Origin of the sequence: Pseudomonas sp. ArH3a, assembly GCF_022648765.1 — a bacterium.
GTDB lineage: Bacteria > Pseudomonadota > Gammaproteobacteria > Pseudomonadales > Pseudomonadaceae > Aquipseudomonas.
In genome coordinates this window covers 1,057,501-1,073,534 of the sequence record NZ_CP080330.1, presented here as the reverse complement: position 1 = coordinate 1,073,534, position 16,034 = coordinate 1,057,501, and the positions used below count along the sequence as shown (strand labels likewise).

The window sequence follows — 16,034 nt, the reverse complement described above, 5'->3', positions numbered from 1 at the left end:
TTGCAACAACTAGCCAGCAGGGACTCCCAGTAATGAGTGACGAGCACCAAGACCGCCCTTCCTCCGATTCCACAGCTCTACCACCGGTGGATACCAGCCGCCGGCGCTTCCTGGGAGGCGCAGCGGTACTGGGGGTCGGCGCGACCTTGGGTGCCTGCGGCAATACCGGCGAGCCCTCGGGCAAACCGCAAGTGCGCCCACTCACGCCGCAAGAGCTGGACAAGGCCCTGCACGACAACGTGAAAAATGTGGTGGTGATCTACGGTGAAAACCGCAGCTTCAACAACCTGTTTGCCGGCTTCCCCGGCGTAGAGAGCCCGCTGTCCGCGCTCAAACCCGCCGACTACCAGCAACGTGACCGTGATGGCAGCCTGCTGCAGACGCTGCCGCAAGTGTGGGGCGGCGTGACTCAGCTTGGGCCGCAGACGATCGACGGCGTGGTTTACCCCGTCGCCACCCAATATCAAGAACACTTACCCAATGCACCTTACGCATTGAAAGGCCCGGACGGCGAAGACCTGCCGTTGAGCCTGATCACCCGCGACCTGTGGCACGTGTTTTATCAGAACCAAATGCAGATCAATGGTGGCAAGAACGACCAGTTTGTCGCCTGGGCCGACTCGGGTGCGCTGACGTTTGGCCATTACCCGCAAACGCGCTACTCACTGCGCCTGTGGGACGTCGCCAAGGAGTTCGTGCTCTGCGACAACTTCTTCCAGGGCGCCTTTGGTGGTTCTTACCTCAACCACCAGTATTTGATCAGCGCTCAAGTGCCGTTTTACCCGGATGCTGCCAATTCAGTGGCCAAATCGCAGATCGCCACGCTGCAGAGCGACGACCCGACCGACACGCGCCTCAAGCCGCTGGACAAGTCCCCGGCCAGTGCCATGACTGGCCCGCCACAATTCGGCCCCAGCGCATTGACGCCGGACGGCTACGCGGTGAACACCATGGCGCCGCCGTATTGGCCGACCTGGATCCGCGACCCGGAGCGCCCGGACTACGCCAAACCCGACTTGCCCAGCGTGCTGGTGCCGCAGTCTCACGAACACATCGGCGACAAGCTGTCGAAGAAAAACGTGGACTGGGCCTGGTATGGCGGTGCCTGGCAGGCGACGATCGACGAACACAAGGATTCGGCAGCGATCCCGAAGATTCCGAGTTTTCAGTATCACCATCAGCCGTTCAACTACTTCAAGCAGCAAGGCCCGCAAAACCCGGTTGAGCGCAAGAAACGCCTGCGCGACGGCGGCCTGGGCGATGAACCGAGCACCAACCACTTCCTGGCTGATGCCCAGGCGGGAACACTGCCGGCGGTGACCTTCTACAAACCCCAGGGCAACCTCAACATGCACGCCGGTTACGCCGACGTGGCCTCGGGTGACCGCCATATCACCCGCGCCCTGAAGGTGCTGCAGGAAAGCCCACAATGGAAAAACATGGTGGTGATCATCACCGTCGATGAAAACGGCGGCTGGTGGGACCACGTTGCACCGCCAAAAGGCGACCGCTGGGGCCCGGGCACGCGGATTCCGGCCGTGGTGGTCTCGCCATTTGCGCGCAAAGGCACGGTGGACCATACGGTGTACGACACGGCGTCGATCCTGCGTTTGATCACCCGGGTGTTCCAGCTGGAGAAACTGGACGGCCTCAAGCTGCGTGATGACGCGATGACCGCCCGCGGCCAGAAGCCCATGGGCGACTTGAGCAACGCGCTGGAATTCAAGGCGTAGGTTTTCTTATCCAATAGCGACACGCCTGGCGATTTAACACGCGATTTTCCTGGTCAGCCGCTACTGTGTGGAGGTGGGCTTTCAACCCGCGCAGACGGGCTTTCGCTGACAAGGAACCAACTATGTTTAAACCGACCAGGCTGTCCTTCACCCTGGCCGCACTGCTGGCCAGTGCGGTCGTACAGGCCGATATCGAAGTACCACTGGGCAGCACGCAACGCGTCACCCAGTTGTTCGCGTTCCCCAATAACTGCAACGTGATCTGCTTTCGGCCATGGACGCTGGAGCAGACTGCCGAGCACTACTTGAACCAGAGCCTTCAGCGCGACGGCTACAGCCGTGCCAAGGTCAGCGTGAAGACCCACGACGGCCAGGTCTCAGCCACCTTCAGCGGCGTGCCGGACCACTACGGGCAGCCGTTGACCACGTTGCTCAATACCGCTGACCTTGCCTACCAAGGCGCCAGCAAACTCAACGCCGACGGCAAGTGGGCCTACAACTGGTACCTGTTCCTGCCGCTGGGCATGGCGCTGGAACACCGCAAAAGCATCGAGTTGCTGCACTTCCCGCCTGACTATTCGCTGACCCAGGCCCAGGATTACCTGGAATCGGCCACCACTGACCGATGGGCCAGCTTGCTCACCGACAATGGCATCCCGGCCACCGAAACACCGGCTTACCAGACCATCATCGATATTGCACCGATCGCCGCGCCGTCCAACGCGGGTAAAGACCTGGAAAACGTCTACAGCTACTTCGCCGACTATCAGACACGCATGGTCAAGGAACTGAGCCTGCGCGCTAACGGCTCGTTGCCGATGGTCGCGTTCGGTGCCCCGGTGCGCAGCTGGATCAAGCAACAGTACGGCCAGACGGTGAGCGTGCTGGGCTTGGCGCAAATCAGCCCGGCAGCGGGCAAAACCGTGTCGGTACTGGGCGCCAACCATCCGAGCTACATCTGGTATGCGGCAGACCCGGCCACCTATGACGGCAATGAACAAAAGGCCGACGAGGCTGGTTTAAAGGTGATGGGCCAGGATCTGAGCGCTGCCTGCTGGCAGGCCGGCATGGGGCAAAAACCCGCCAGCGACCCGAATGTATTGCTCAAGGCCTGCATGAACACTTGGCAAGTCACGCGCAAGGAGCAGACCTGTGAGTTGTTCTACACCTCGGTGCGCAGCCTGACCCCGGAGCAGGCCAACGCAAAATGCGCCACGCCCGCCATCAAGGCACAGTTGAAACAGCTCAAGAACACCGCCCCAGCCCCCCTAGTCACAGCGCCAGCGCTGTAGTGCGCACAAAAAATCAGCGAGTTCTACTGTGAAGGTTGACAGTAGAAATCGCTGACGTGTTCAGCGAGTCTTGATCCAGGCCCATTCGCTGCAAGACTGGCAGTCAGACACCGTTCGCAAGTCGATGCAGCCCACCACAGGAGAGTGATGAAAACTCAAGCCATGGATAAGGCTAATAGTGCGGACGATGACTGCCTGTACCCCTTCGCGACAACGCTGGCCGTGTGCGGCTATCCGTCGTCCCGGCAATTTGAGGTAATACGTGACAAACACGGCGAGGTCATCGGCATCAAAGCCCGTGTGGGCTTCGACAGCCGCACACTCATTGCCCGCGTGTTCGGCTATGCCTTGAGCGAACGGCGCCCGCATACCTTCCAGATCTCGGCACGCATCCGGCTGTACGACCCGTGGGTCTGCGGCCAACTGCATCACTCCTGCGATCCAAATGTATATCTCGATACATCCTATCTGGAGCTCTGGTCAGTCATGCCGATTGCCGCCGGCACGTGGCTGACCATCGATTACGCCAAGACCGGCGACGTCTTGCACCGCCAGTTCGCCTGCCAATGCGGCAGCCCCAACTGCAGGGGCTGGATCAAAGGCCCGGAGGAACAGTTCAGCCTGGAAGGCAAGCTGTTCCTGGAGCAACGGGACGACAAGACGCGCCTTTAAGCTTCACCCAACGGGCGTAGGCGGTATTGCGGCGGCAACTGCTCGAAGCCACTGATGGTGGTGTTCAAGCTCTTCCAACGACCGTCCTTGATGCCGTAGATGCAGCCATGGATCGACAGACTCTGCCCACGGTGCCAAGCGTTTTGCACAATGCTGGTATGACCGACGTTGGCCACCTGCTGAATCACGTTCAGCTCGCAAAGGCGGTCCACGCGTTCTTCTTCGGTCGGCAGTTGGGCCAGCAGGTCGCGGTTTTCGTAGTAGAGGTCACGAATGGTGCGCAGCCAGCCGTCGATCAGGCCGAACTGGCGGTCCTGCATCGAGGCGCGCACACCGCCACAGCCGTAGTGGCCAGTGACAAGGATGTGTTTGACCTTGAGCACATCGACCGCGTACTGGATCACCGACAGGCAATTGAGGTCGGTGTGCAGCACCACGTTGGCGACGTTGCGGTGCACAAACAGATCGCCCGGCAGCATGCCGACGATCTCGTTGGCCGGCACCCGGGCGTCGGAGCAGCCGATCCACAGGTATTCCGGGGTTTGCTGGCGGGCGAGCTTGGCGAAGAATTCGGGATCTTCCTGTTTGATCGCGTCCGCCCAGCGTTCATTGTTATCAAGCAGGTCTTGTAGTTCGTTCATCAGGGAAAGCCTCAGGAATGATGCGCAGCTGTGTGACAGACAACCGCTCGTCCGGGTCACGCCAAGCCGTAATTAGCTTGAATTTTTAGGGCGCCGTGCCTGTCCACACACTATAAGCCCCACAGTATGAGGATTGGCCATGACTGAATCACGACGTCCCTACGGCGCTACACAGCCGGAACCGATTGATGACAACGAAGATCGCATGGGCGAGATGCGCGAGCTGGACTTTGACGAGGAGACACCGACTGCAGAAATCGGCGATGAAATCCCACCTCGCGAGCGTGAGCACCTGATGCCCGACGAACGGGTACGCGAAGCTGGGATGACCGGTGCTTCGACGGATGACCATGAGTCCACCGATGATGATATGAGCCCGGAAACGCTGATCCATGAGGATGGCGCGCGGGATGCGCAGGAGGCGGGTGAAGACAACCCGGCGGATTACGATTTGAGCATCGTCGAGGAAGATGAGATCGGCGGCGGGAATGGGCTGGATGAAGCCGAGTTGGCCGATATCGATCCCGTAGACGGTAACCGCTGACGCACCACAGGCCCAGCGGTGAACACTGCCCCTGTGGGAACCGGGCTTGCCCGCGATGCAGGCGCCTCAGTGCCCGAGTGAGGCCGAGGTGAGGCTCTCGCAGCGGTTCGACAAGCCAGCCCCCACAGGGGCCTGCTTGCACATGGGATGCCTGCGTTTTAGTCGATCAGGGTGCAGGCCATGACGACCGCATCTTCACGCCCGCCCACAGCGGGGTAGTAATCGCGGCGGCGGCCGATTTCGTTGAAACCGTAGCGCTCGTACAGGCGGAACGCGCCGGTGTTGCTGTCACGTACCTCCAGGAAGCACTCGCGCGCACTGGCCGCATACGCGCGGGACATCAAGTGCTCAAGCAGCGCCAGGCCAAGGCCACGGCCCTGGTTCTCCGGTTTGACGGTGATGTTCAGCAAATGCGCCTCATCGAGGATGATTTGCACCACACCGTGCCCCACCTGCTGCTCGCCCTCGAACATCAGCCAGATCTGGTATTTGCCCAACCCATCGAGAAAAATCCCACGGGTCCAGGGATGGCTGAACGCCGCGTATTCGATCTTCAGTACAGCGTCGAGGTCCGCCTCGGTCATCGGGCGGAAGGATAAAGCTTCACTCATCGGTACTTTTCCAGCGCGCCATCAGCCGGCGCATGGCTTGCCAGACATCAGCCTTACGCTGTGGCTCTTCCATTAATAATTCAAGGCCCGGCAGGGCCCACACCGAGCCCAGGCCTTCGACCTGCAGTTCGCGGTACCAGGCTTCGGCATTCGCTTCGCCGGCAAACCGCACGGCGGGCAGGCCGATCAGCCACAGGCACACGCAGGGTTCGTCTTCCAGGCGTGCCGAAACAAAACCTTGTACAAAATCCCGCGCGGCTTCCGGGCCCTGGTCCATGGTGCCGCGCACCAGCAGCGGCCAGCGCACCGGGTCGCCGACAATTTGCGGGCTGTCGGGCAGGCCGGCGGCGCGCAGCATGTCTTTGAGCAGCATGTAAGCCGGGTCGCGGGTCTGGAAACGCTCGCCGGTGGGCAATTCCACCAGCAGTAGGCAACGCCCGGCGCGCAACAATTGCAGGGCAAAGCGCGGCGGCGGCACCACCGGGGCCTTGGCGACCGGCGCAGGCTCTTCAACCACTGCCGGCTTGACCATCGCAGAGGGGCGCGGCACTTCAATCTTCGCCCGCTCGACGGCAGGACGCGCCTCGGGGGCGGGCTTGACCACCGCCACCGGTGCGGCGGCCTCCTCCCCCGAAACTTCGAACGCCTCAGAGGGCTCAAGCGCTTGCAGCAGCTCGGGCCGCGACGGGGCGGCGAACGGCAGTTCGGTGCGGGGCAGCCAGTTGACCACCTGCATGGCGGTCAAGTAAGCGCGACGTCGGGACTCGATAAGCACAGCTCGGCCACTTGTGGATAAGTAAAGAGCGGGGATTCTACCGCTGTTCGGTAACAATCGCCCACTGCGCACTGACCGGCTGTGGATAAATCCCGCGCCTGATGCAGTACAATCGCGACTTTTAATCGCCAACCAGCCGGCCATTCCATGATCGAACCCAAGCGCGTCCTGCGCGCCCTCGCCGAACACTGGGCCTTACTTGAGCCACTGTGCGAACACTTCGACCAAGGCACCTTGAGCCTGGGCGAGCTGCGCGCGCAATTGGCCGCCCAACAACTGGACAGCACGCCCCAGGACATCACCAGCCTGCTGGACGTGTGGATTCGCCTGGATATCCTGGTGCCTGTCGCCAAGAGCCCGAACCGTTTCGAGCTCAACGCACAGATCCACGACTTCCTCGCTTATCTTCGCAAGGAGCACCGGCTTGGCCTGTGCCTGGAAATCGAAGCCTACCTGCGCCACCTTGAGCGCCTGGCCGGTTATATCCAGGACGCCTTCGACATCCGCGATGGCCACGACCTGGCCCGTCAACTGCGCCTGCTGGATATGCGCGTACGCGACGTGCTGAAAAAGCTCGCCAACGACGAACAAGCCCTCGCCGCCGTGGCCGACCGCGCCAAGACCAGCGACCGGCAGATCCCATTGCGCCAGCGTTACGCCGAGGTCCTGGCGACGTGGGACGAATACGTCGAACCGATGATCCAACTGGTGAACGCCGACGGTGCCTTCGAGCAAGGCGTGCGCAAGGTCGAGAACGTGCTGCTGCGCATGCTTACCGAACAGCAGCGCCTCGGCCACCTGGTGGACGATGACATGCTGCTGCGTACCCACGCGCGCATCCTCGAAATGCAGACCAGCGCCCAGCTGACCTTGCGTCACGCCCGCGAACTGCTGTTGCCGCTGCGTGAAGAAGCACGCCGGCACAACGCCGTGACCCGTGGTGCGGCGTTGGCCTTGTCGGCCATTCGCCGTAAAGGCCTGGACGCGGTGCCGCAGGCGGCGATGCCGATGTTCACCCGGCCGCAAAGCACCTTCCTCGGCAGTGCCAGCCAGGTCGAGGCCTATGTGTATGCCCTGGCGAATTTCGAGCCGAAACCGGCGCGTTTCCCCAAGGCGCACAAATCCCACAAGGGCGAAGCCCAGCGTGCACCGCGCACGGTCAAGGAAATGCTCGAGCGCTGCGAAGATGCACTGCCGATGCCGGACCTGATGACTTGGCTGCTGGAGCAGGAACCGGACGGCGCCACCGACGAATTGCTGTACTGGTTCTCGCGACTCTCACGCGAGAAACGTTTCAAGCGCGAACGCCTGGAACGCCGCGACTATCACACACACGAGCACCAGGTCAGCCTGCGCTCATTCGCCCTGCTCCCGGCCGGCTCTGATACGGCCGAGAATTCTGCGAGTACACCTAATGCAACTTGATCTATCCGAACTGTCCCAGCTGGCGCCGATCTTTCGCGAGCTGTTCAAGGGTTATCACGTCAGCCGCCGCGACCCGGAGCTGTACGCGCAATTGTCGAACTTCCAGGACCAGTACCGCACGCTGTTCAAGGCCCTGGGCTTTGAACTGGTGTGCGATACCCGTGGTTTCTATTACTTCGTACCGGACTCCGCCATCGCCAGCGCGCAGGTGAACAAGACCGCCCAGCGCCTGGCGCTGTTCACCTTCATCATCGTCGAGCATTTGGCCGACCAAGGCCGCGACCCGATCGCCGTGCTCGACGGTGGCAGCTTGGGCCGCGATGAGTTGCCCTCGCTACTGGAGAAGTACCGCGACCTGTTTATCCAGGCCGAAGTGCAGACCCAGGAAGAACTCGAAGAAAAGATCATGCGCCGCATGACCCAACTGGGCTTTGCCAGCGAAGACAACGGCGTGTACCGCTTCTTACCGCCGATGCACCGTTTCCTCGACGTGTGCCTGTCGGTGCAGCAAGACCGTGACCTCGCGGCCAGCGTGCACAGCGTGTTGCCATTGCCGGCGCCGGTGATCATCGACGAAGACAGCGACGAGAAACTGCTGAAGACCGATGACCCGCTGGATTTGAGTGACTTCGAAGAAGAAAGCGAAGAAGACGCGATGGCCCGCGCCATTGCCGAAGAACAGGAGACCGATGCATGAGTAAGGAACGCTACGGCATCCGCCGCTTCGCCCTATTGAACACCGCCGGTTACAGTTTGGGCCTGTTCCCGCTGGAAGAGCCGCTGTCGGTGTATGGCGCGAACAACCTGGGTAAATCCGCGTCGATCAACGCCCTGCAATTCCCGATTCTGGCGCGCATGTCGGACATGAGTTTCGGCAAGTACACCCTGGAGCAATCGCGGCGCTTCTACTTTGCCACCGACACCAGCTACATCCTCGTGGAAGTCTCGCTGCCCCACGGCCCGCACGTGATCGGCGTGGTCGGGCGTGGCCCCGGCGGTGGTTTTGGTCACCAGTTCTTTGCCTATGCCGGCAAGCTGGATTTGGCCCACTACCAGAAAAACGACACCTGCCTGCGCCAGAAAGAGCTGTTCACCAACCTTGAGCGCGAAGGCCTGAAAGCCTACGAACTCAAGCCGGATGAACTGCGCCGTTTGCTGGTGGGCGGCCACACGTCGATCCCGCTGGACCTGACCCTGATTCCGCTGCGCTCCACCAGCGAGCAGAGTCTGAAGACCTTTCGCGCACTGTTTATCAACCTGCTGCACATGCGCGAAATCACCGCGGCCAAACTCAAGCAATTGTTCCTGGATGCCTTCGAACACAGCCTGCGTTCCGGCAGTGTCGATTACATCGCCGCGTGCGAAGAAGCCTTCCGCGATGTGCGGCGCATGGAGCAGGACTACAACTCGCTGGTGGCTGCCGGCCCGTTGGTTGAAGCCCTGGCCAATGGCGTTCGCCAGCGCGACACGTTGCGCGGCAAATTGCATCGCCTGTCGCCATTGCTGGACTCGTTGCTGGGCACCTGGTCGGACTACGCCAGTGCGCGCAAGGAAGAGCTGACCATCCAGGCCGAGCACTACCGCAATGAACAGGACGCGCTGCAAAACGATCAGCGCGGCGGCACCCAGGAGCTGATGCGCCTGGAGCGGGAAATCAGTGGCATTCAGCGTTGGTTGGGCGAGCTGTCGGTGCTCAAGCATCGCTTTGCGCTGGTGGATGACGTCAAGGTGCTGGAGCAGCAACTGCTGGCCGCCAAGGATGCCCACGATGAGTTGGCAGGTGCGTTGGCACAGTCCCGGCAGTTCAGCGCCGAGGACTTGGACGAGCGTCTGCGCGACCTGGAAAAGCGCCTGAAGTCGGTCAAGCAACAGCTCGACCACGCAGACAACAACAGCTACGCCAAACTGCGCGAGGAGTTTTCGCAGCAGGATGTCGAGCGTCTGATGCGTTTGTTCAACAGTTCGTTGTTCAGCCTGCCATTGGGCGAGCATGGCATCACGCTGGACGAGGACGGCCAGTGGGTAAAATCCCTGGAGCAGATCCTTGATGGCTTCAAAGGTGAGCATTTTGAAGTGCCGGGGCTGTCCATCGACATTTCCCACATCGAGCCACCTGCGTTGCAGGCCTTGGCGGATCGCGCGGCGTTGCGTGACCAGAAAGAGCGCCTGGAAAAAGAACTCAAGCAGCTCAAGACGCAGCAGGCTGTAGCTTCTGATCGTGCGGCGAGCAAGACCCAGACCGAAGCGCTGTACCAGCAAGTGCTGGATGCGCAGAAAGCGCTGGAAGACTTCCGTCGTGCGCAGACCTTGAGCGCCGAAGAAGGCGAGAAGCTGGAAAACCTGGCGCAGATGGAAGCCGCGCAGGATGAGTTGAAGCGCTCCAGTGATGCCTTCACCGAACGTGTGCAGCAACTGTCGGCCAAGCTGCAATTGGTTGGGCGTCAGATCGGCGATATGGAAGCCAAGCAACGCACGCTGGATGACGCGCTGCGCCGTCGCCAGCTGCTGCCGGCGGACTTGCCGTTCGGCACGCCGTTCATGGACCCGGTCGACGACTCCATGGACAATCTGCTGCCGCTGCTCAATGACTATCAGGACAGCTGGCAAGGTTTGCTGCGCGCCGATGGCCAGATCGACGCACTGTATGCACAGGTGCGCCTCAAAGGCGTGGCCAAGTTCGACAGTGAAGATGATATGGAGCGTCGCCTGCACCTGCTGATCAACGCCTATGCACACCGTACCGATGAAGCCCTGACACTCGGCAAGGCACGCCGTGCGGCGGTGACCGACATCGCGCGGACCCTGCGCAATATCCGCAGCGACTACGACAGCCTGGAACACCAGTTGGCCTTGTTCAACCGCGAGATCAACAAGCGCCAGGTGTCCAACCTGCAAAGCTTCCGCATCGTGCTGGCGCCGAACAAGGAAGCCCTCAAGCATATCGACCAGATCATCCACAGTGCCGGTCAGTATGAAGAAGGCGAAACCCTGTCGGTGTTCGACTTAAGCCAGAGCGCCGAGCAGGACAACAAGAACGAAGAGGCCAAGGAATACCTCGCGCGCCTGGTGGCGGCCAACCATAACCAGTTGGGCCTCAAGGACTTGTTCGAGCTGGCGTTCGAGATCACCAAGGTGCATGGCCAGCCGGTGATTCACACCGACATCGACGGTGCGGCGTCCAACGGCACCACCATGACCATCAAAGCGCTGACCAACATGTACTTGTTGCTGCACTTGATGGACCGTGATCAGGCCGGGCGTGTGCGTTTGCCGTACTACCTCGACGAGGCGGCGGACATCGATGAGAAGAACCAGGCGGCGCTGCTGGAAACCAGCTTGCAGTTGGGCTTCGTGCCGATTCTGGCCAGTGTGAAGCCGCAGGTGTCCGCCCAAGTGGCGATCGACCTGGAAGGCGGCAGCGGGCCGAATGGCATCTACATTGATGAGGCGGACTGGAAGTACATCCGTCGTCACGATGCAGTAAAGGCTACGGTGAATGTGCAGGCGGATGAGCCGGAGTTGGATGAGGTTTGATCGGTTGAACTGAAATGCAAAAAGGCCCCTGGGTGAGAATCCAGGGGCCTTTTTTGTCGCCTGTTACAGCCTCTTCGCGGGCAAGCCCGCTCCCACAGGTGAGCGCATTCCTACAAGATAAATGCGGTTGAATGTGGGAGCCGGGCTTGCCCGCGATGGCCGCGCCTCGGTTTATTTGCCGAGCGGGATTTTAGGCGCCCACGTCAGCCACTCGTCCTCAAACTTGTCGAACAGCGGGAAAGTCTGCTGCGGCCGTGCAGTGTTGCCCATGCGCTCGCCATCTGGCGTAGCGAAGGCGATGCCGCCCGCGACCAGGGTCTCCAGGGACTCGGTACGTACCGTCGCGCCTTTGAACAGGCCGAAGTCGAGCCCGAAGCCGCTGGTGTTCCAGAAGCGGCTGCCGCTGCGTACCAGTGGCGCGTACTTGGGCTCAATCAGGATATGGATCAGTACGCGGTCGGCGGTCTGGCCCAGCTCGTAGCCGGTGACTTTGCCGACCGTGACTTCGCGGTAGGTGACGGGGACGCCTTCCTTCAGCGAGCCACGGCGTGCAGCGCTGAGCACCAGGCTCAAGCCTTCCTCCTGATGGACCGCCTCGGGTGGCTTATCCAACGCAACGAAGCTTTTTTGTGGCCCGGCGTTTTTCGCGGAGGGCTGTACTTCGATGTATTGGCCGGTGACCAGGGTTTCCAGGTTCGAGGTTTTCATCAGGCCCAGTTCTGGCTTGACCACCCAGAACTGGCTGCCGGTGCGTGCGATCCGGTCAGCCACTTGGGTGATGCGCGCGCTGAGCAACACCGACTGCATGTCGGCACTCAGGTCGACGCTCTCGATCTTGCCCACGTCCAGGCCTTTGAAGCGTACCGGCGTGCCGGGGCGCAAACCGTCGGCACGATCAACCTTGATGGTTACCAAGGTGCCGTGTTGATTGGCAGCCTCGCGATCAGCAAACAGACGGAAGCGCGGAATACGTTTTTTCAGCGGCACGTTCGGTTCCGGGGTTTCGAAGGCGATACCGCCGGCCATCAGGCTGGCCAGGGATTCACTTTTCACTTGGATGCCGCCGGTGAGCCCGCCCGTCAGCGTGACACCGCTGGCATTCCAAAAGCGTGTCGAACCGTTGACCAGGTTTTCATATTCCTTCTCGATGTGAACGCCGATCACCAGTTGCTTGTTCTTGCGCGAGAACTGGTAGCTCTGCACCGAACCGACCTTGACCTGCTTGTAGAGGATCGGGCTGCCGACATCCAGCGAGCCGAGGTTATCGGTGAAGAGCACCATGTGCAGGCCAGGGGAACGCAGGTCCAGCGGTGGCGCCTTGGCCCGGGCAACGAACTCACGTTGTGGTGCGCTGCCTTTGTCACCGGGGCGAATGGCGATGTAGTTACCTTTGACCAAGGCTTCCAGGCCAGTGATACCGGCCAGGGAGATGGACGGCTTGACCACCCAGAACTGGGTGTCTTGCACCAGGTAGTCTTCGGCGAGTGGGTCGAGGGTCAGCTCGGCATTGGCGCTGGACAGGTCCGGGTCGATCTTCAGGGTTTTCAGGCTACCGACCTGAATGCCTTTGTACATGACCGGGGTGCGCCCAGCCTGCAGGCCTTCGAAGTCGGTGAGTTTGACCTTGACCTTGATACCGGCGGCGGCAGCGTCAAAGTCTTCGTACAAGCGGAACGGCAGGCTCGGGTCGGTTGGCGGGCTGTCCTTGCGATTCTCCGGTGTGGCGAAAGCGATGCCGCCGGCGACGATGCTGGAAAGGGATTCACTGCGCACTTTGACGCCGGAGAGGTTGGCGTCGATGCTGATGCCGCTGGCGTTCCAGAAACGCGTATGTTTGCGCACCAGGCTGGCGTAGGTCGGTTCGATGTAGACCTTGATTTCGACGGTGCTCTGGTCTTCGGACAGCAGATAGCTTTTGACCTGGCCGACCTGGATCTGCTTGTAGAACACCGGGCTGCCACGATTCAGCGAGCCGAGGCGATCGGCTTTGATGGTCAGGTGCAAGCCGGGCTTGGCATCAGATAAAGGCGGCTCTTCGGAGAGGGCCTTGAACTTGCGAGTCGGCTCACCGTCGCCTGGGCTGGCGGCAATGTAGTTACCCGAGACCAGGGTTTCCAAGCCGGTGATACCGGCAAGGCTGACGCTGGGTTTGACCAGCCAGAAACGCGTATTGGTCTTGAGGTATTGCTCGACATCCTTGTTCATCTCGACGGTGGCGATCACCCCACGATTGCTGCCCTCATCGTCCAGCGCCAAGGTCTTGACCTTGCCGACGGTCATGCCTTTGTAAACCACTTCGGTCTTGTTGACCTGGATACCTTCGCCACTTTCAAAGCGCACCTGGATCTCGATGCCTTGCTGGGAATAAGCACGCCATCCGAGCCAGCCGCCGATGATCAGGGCAATCAAGGGCAACACCCAAATGGCCGACCAGTTGGAGGCTGGGCGGGTTTTAGCTTTTGGCAAATCACTCATGGTCGTCGTCCGACTCCGTGTTGTCCCAAATCAGTCGGGGATCAAAAGTTACTGCGGCAAGCATCGTCAAGATCACCACACTGGCGAACGCTGCAGCACCGAGATTGGCCTCGACACTGGCAAGTCGCCCAAAGTTAACAACCGCAACCAGGATGGCGATCACGAAGATATCCAGCATGGACCAGCGGCCAATGAATTCGATAAAGCGGTACATGATAATGCGTTGTTGCGCGGACAGCGGTTGGTGACGCTGCACCGAGAACAGCAGCAGGCCAATGCCTACCAGCTTGAACGTCGGCACCAGGATACTGGCGATAAACACCACCGCTGCGATGGGGAACATGCCGTGCTGAACCAGCTGGATCACGCCGGCCATGATGGTACTGGGTTCGCCCTGGCCAAGGGAGTTGACGGTCATAATTGGTAATAGATTGGCGGGGATATACAAGATCGCCGCCGTGATCAGCAACGCCCAGGTACGCGTGAGGCTGTTGGGGCGACGGGCATGGATCAGCGCGCCGCAACGGGTGCAGAGCTGCTCATCAGTATCGGTCTTCTGCTTGTTCAACTCGTGGCATTCAGTACAAATCAGAATGCCCGCATCAATCGCCCGCATGATCATCCTCTCCTGACAACGCCTGCCAGATCTGGTGGGGCGACATCACCACCTCAAGCAGTACCTGAACGATTAATAGACTGACGAAACAAATGAGCCCGAGGCCGATGGTGATGGAGGCCATGTCGGCGAGCTTTACGATCGCGACGAGCACACCCATCAGGTAGACCTCTAACATCCCCCAATCCTTGAGGTGATGGTAAATGCGGTAGAGCAGCAGCCCATAACTGCGGCCGATCTTCCAGCGAATGCTGAGCAGCACGGCCAATTGGCAGAGCAATTTGAGCAGCGGGATGCCCATGCTGCACAGAAACACTACGGCCGCGACACTTTGCATACCGGTATCAAACAGGCCGATAACGCCGCTCCACACGGTGTCGTCTGAGGACTGCCCGAGTAGATTGAGCTGCATGATGGGTAAAAAGTTCGCGGGGATGTACAGCAATAGCGCTGCCAGCACCAAGGCGAGGCTGCGCTCAACGACGTTGTGGCGGTGAGCATAGAGCTCGTAACCGCAGCGTGGGCATTGGGCTTTTTCACCGAGGGCGAGTATGGGCTTGCGCATCAGCAAGTCGCACTCATGGCATGCCACCAGATCCTCCAGTGGTAAGTCCGACACCTCGAGGGTATCAACCGGATCGGGCATAGATAGGGCTCGAGCTCTAAAAAAGGTAGGTGCCTATTCTAGTGGTCTGGTTCAGAAATAACTGTGCAATTTTGTCGGGAGGTATTGGTGGATTTGAGATGCAAGAACGGTGGGGCACTTAGGTGATGCTTAGTATCAGTTGGCCGCTTAACGTTAACGTGCTTGGCGAGCAAACTTGCCTCTACGCTTTTCGACCGCCCAAAACAAAACCCCTGTTTGCGTTAGCAAACAGGGGTTCTGGAATTTAATCTTGACGATGACCTACTCTCACATGGGGAAACCCCACACTACCATCGGCGATGCATCGTTTCACTGCTGAGTTCGGGATGGGATCAGGTGGTTCCAATGCTCTATGGTCGTCAAGAAATTCGGGTACTGAGTCGTGACCTTATGGCCTCGCTTCAGCAAATTGGGTATGTGATAGCTTTCGGTGTTTTGTGAGATCGAACTTTCGGTTCTATCGTCTTCACACACCGCAATCTGATGCTTCTACTTGTTTCCAAGTCCGAAGTAGTCAAATTGCTTGGGTGTTATATGGTCAAGCCTCACGGGCAATTAGTATTGGTTAGCTCAACGCCTCACAGCGCTTACACACCCAACCTATCAACGTCGTAGTCTTCGACGGCCCTTCAGGGGACTCAAGGTCCCAGTGAGATCTCATCTTGAGGCTAGTTTCCCGCTTAGATGCTTTCAGCGGTTATCTATTCCGAACATAGCTACCCGGCAATGCCACTGGCGTGACAACCGGAACACCAGAGGTTCGTCCACTCCGGTCCTCTCGTACTAGGAGCAGCCCCTCTCAAATCTCAAACGTCCACGGCAGATAGGGACCGAACTGTCTCACGACGTTCTAAACCCAGCTCGCGTACCACTTTAAATGGCGAACAGCCATACCCTTGGGACCGGCTTCAGCCCCAGGATGTGATGAGCCGACATCGAGGTGCCAAACACCGCCGTCGATATGAACTCTTGGGCGGTATCAGCCTGTTATCCCCGGAGTACCTTTTATCCGTTGAGCGATGGCCCTTCCATACAGAACCACCGGATCACTAAGACCTACTTTCGTACCT

The 16,034-nt window shown here is 59.9% G+C and carries 13 protein-coding genes and 2 rRNA genes (1 of these 15 running past the window's edge); 7 read left to right on the top strand and 8 right to left on the bottom strand.

The window, feature by feature from the left end; genetic code table 11:
- Positions 1–32: 32 nt before the first annotated feature.
- From acpA to K0P33_RS04655, 3 genes are all read left to right on the top strand, one after another.
- Positions 33–1,733, top strand: coding sequence for an acid phosphatase (gene acpA, locus K0P33_RS04665; protein ID WP_242154234.1), 1,701 nt, complete (start codon positions 33–35; stop codon positions 1,731–1,733).
- A gap of 122 nt (positions 1,734–1,855) precedes the next feature.
- Entirely contained in the window at positions 1,856–3,025 is a 1,170-nt protein-coding gene (locus K0P33_RS04660; protein ID WP_094948849.1) for a hypothetical protein, read from the top strand.
- Between the two features lie 147 nt (positions 3,026–3,172).
- Positions 3,173–3,697: an SET domain-containing protein-lysine N-methyltransferase gene (locus tag K0P33_RS04655; RefSeq protein WP_242154232.1), complete on the top strand. Its 525-nt coding sequence runs from the start codon at positions 3,173–3,175 to the stop codon at positions 3,695–3,697.
- Here the strand turns inward: K0P33_RS04655 and can are convergent.
- A complete protein-coding gene (gene can, locus K0P33_RS04650; RefSeq protein ID WP_010213394.1) occupies positions 3,694–4,338 on the bottom strand; it encodes a carbonate dehydratase in 645 nt (214 codons plus the stop codon). The two genes, K0P33_RS04655 and can, sit on opposite strands and share 4 nt — an antisense overlap.
- 139 nt (positions 4,339–4,477) lie before the next feature.
- On the opposite strand from can, the gene K0P33_RS04645 reads away from it, so the two are divergent.
- A complete protein-coding gene (locus tag K0P33_RS04645; protein ID WP_094948847.1) occupies positions 4,478–4,882 on the top strand; it encodes a serine kinase/phosphatase in 405 nt (134 codons plus the stop codon).
- 158 nt (positions 4,883–5,040) lie between these two features.
- Here the strand turns inward: K0P33_RS04645 and rimI are convergent, their stop codons facing one another.
- Positions 5,041–5,493, bottom strand: a complete 453-nt coding sequence (gene rimI, locus K0P33_RS04640; protein WP_094948846.1) for a ribosomal protein S18-alanine N-acetyltransferase — start codon at positions 5,491–5,493, stop codon at positions 5,041–5,043.
- Entirely contained in the window at positions 5,486–6,229 is a 744-nt protein-coding gene (locus tag K0P33_RS04635) for an energy transducer TonB (RefSeq protein ID WP_094948845.1), read from the bottom strand. The genes rimI and K0P33_RS04635 overlap by 8 nt, the downstream gene beginning before the upstream one ends.
- Positions 6,230–6,415: 186 nt before the next feature.
- Between K0P33_RS04635 and mksB the strand changes: the two genes are divergently transcribed.
- The 3 genes from mksB to mksF are packed head-to-tail and all read left to right on the top strand — an operon-like array spanning position 6,416 to position 11,227.
- Positions 6,416–7,693: an Mks condensin complex protein MksB gene (gene mksB / locus K0P33_RS04630; protein WP_094948844.1), complete on the top strand. Its 1,278-nt coding sequence runs from the start codon at positions 6,416–6,418 to the stop codon at positions 7,691–7,693.
- Positions 7,683–8,390 (top strand): Mks condensin complex protein MksE, encoded by a 708-nt coding sequence (mksE, locus tag K0P33_RS04625; protein ID WP_094948843.1) that lies wholly within the window; start codon positions 7,683–7,685, stop codon positions 8,388–8,390. The genes mksB and mksE overlap by 11 nt, the downstream gene beginning before the upstream one ends.
- Positions 8,387–11,227 (top strand): Mks condensin complex protein MksF, encoded by a 2,841-nt coding sequence (gene mksF / locus K0P33_RS04620; RefSeq protein ID WP_242154230.1) that lies wholly within the window; start codon positions 8,387–8,389, stop codon positions 11,225–11,227. Before mksE ends, mksF begins: the two co-directional genes overlap by 4 nt.
- Before the next feature lie 171 nt (positions 11,228–11,398).
- On the opposite strand, the gene K0P33_RS04615 is transcribed toward mksF, so the two are convergent.
- The 5 genes from K0P33_RS04615 to K0P33_RS04595 all read right to left on the bottom strand — a co-directional run.
- Positions 11,399–13,702: an MlaD family protein gene (locus tag K0P33_RS04615; RefSeq protein WP_094948841.1), complete on the bottom strand. Its 2,304-nt coding sequence runs from the start codon at positions 13,700–13,702 to the stop codon at positions 11,399–11,401.
- Positions 13,695–14,318 (bottom strand): paraquat-inducible protein A, encoded by a 624-nt coding sequence (locus tag K0P33_RS04610; protein ID WP_094948840.1) that lies wholly within the window; start codon positions 14,316–14,318, stop codon positions 13,695–13,697. The genes K0P33_RS04615 and K0P33_RS04610 overlap by 8 nt, the downstream gene beginning before the upstream one ends.
- Entirely contained in the window at positions 14,305–14,964 is a 660-nt protein-coding gene (locus K0P33_RS04605) for a paraquat-inducible protein A (protein ID WP_094948839.1), read from the bottom strand. Before K0P33_RS04605 ends, K0P33_RS04610 begins: the two co-directional genes overlap by 14 nt.
- A 248-nt stretch (positions 14,965–15,212) precedes the next feature.
- Positions 15,213–15,328: ribosomal RNA gene (gene rrf, locus K0P33_RS04600) — 5S ribosomal RNA — on the bottom strand.
- A gap of 170 nt (positions 15,329–15,498) precedes the next feature.
- Positions 15,499–16,034, bottom strand: a 23S ribosomal RNA gene (locus K0P33_RS04595) (it continues 2,356 nt past the right edge of the window).

What these genes read in the sequence shown, in the direction of transcription:
- rimI (WP_094948846.1), bottom strand. Translation starts at nt 5,493, where the DNA reads ATGAGTGAAGCTTTATCCTTCCGCCCGATGACCGAGGCGGACCTCGAC.
- can (WP_010213394.1), bottom strand. Translation starts at nt 4,338, where the DNA reads ATGAACGAACTACAAGACCTGCTTGATAACAATGAACGCTGGGCGGAC.
- K0P33_RS04615 (WP_094948841.1), bottom strand. Translation starts at nt 13,702, where the DNA reads ATGAGTGATTTGCCAAAAGCTAAAACCCGCCCAGCCTCCAACTGGTCG.
- mksF (WP_242154230.1), top strand. Translation starts at nt 8,387, where the DNA reads ATGAGTAAGGAACGCTACGGCATCCGCCGCTTCGCCCTATTGAACACC.
- mksE (WP_094948843.1), top strand. Translation starts at nt 7,683, where the DNA reads ATGCAACTTGATCTATCCGAACTGTCCCAGCTGGCGCCGATCTTTCGC.
- mksB (WP_094948844.1), top strand. Translation starts at nt 6,416, where the DNA reads ATGATCGAACCCAAGCGCGTCCTGCGCGCCCTCGCCGAACACTGGGCC.
- K0P33_RS04605 (WP_094948839.1), bottom strand. Translation starts at nt 14,964, where the DNA reads ATGCCCGATCCGGTTGATACCCTCGAGGTGTCGGACTTACCACTGGAG.
- K0P33_RS04645 (WP_094948847.1), top strand. Translation starts at nt 4,478, where the DNA reads ATGACTGAATCACGACGTCCCTACGGCGCTACACAGCCGGAACCGATT.
- acpA (WP_242154234.1), top strand. Translation starts at nt 33, where the DNA reads ATGAGTGACGAGCACCAAGACCGCCCTTCCTCCGATTCCACAGCTCTA.
- K0P33_RS04610 (WP_094948840.1), bottom strand. Translation starts at nt 14,318, where the DNA reads ATGCGGGCGATTGATGCGGGCATTCTGATTTGTACTGAATGCCACGAG.
- K0P33_RS04655 (WP_242154232.1), top strand. Translation starts at nt 3,173, where the DNA reads ATGAAAACTCAAGCCATGGATAAGGCTAATAGTGCGGACGATGACTGC.
- K0P33_RS04660 (WP_094948849.1), top strand. Translation starts at nt 1,856, where the DNA reads ATGTTTAAACCGACCAGGCTGTCCTTCACCCTGGCCGCACTGCTGGCC.
- K0P33_RS04635 (WP_094948845.1), bottom strand. Translation starts at nt 6,229, where the DNA reads ATGCAGGTGGTCAACTGGCTGCCCCGCACCGAACTGCCGTTCGCCGCC.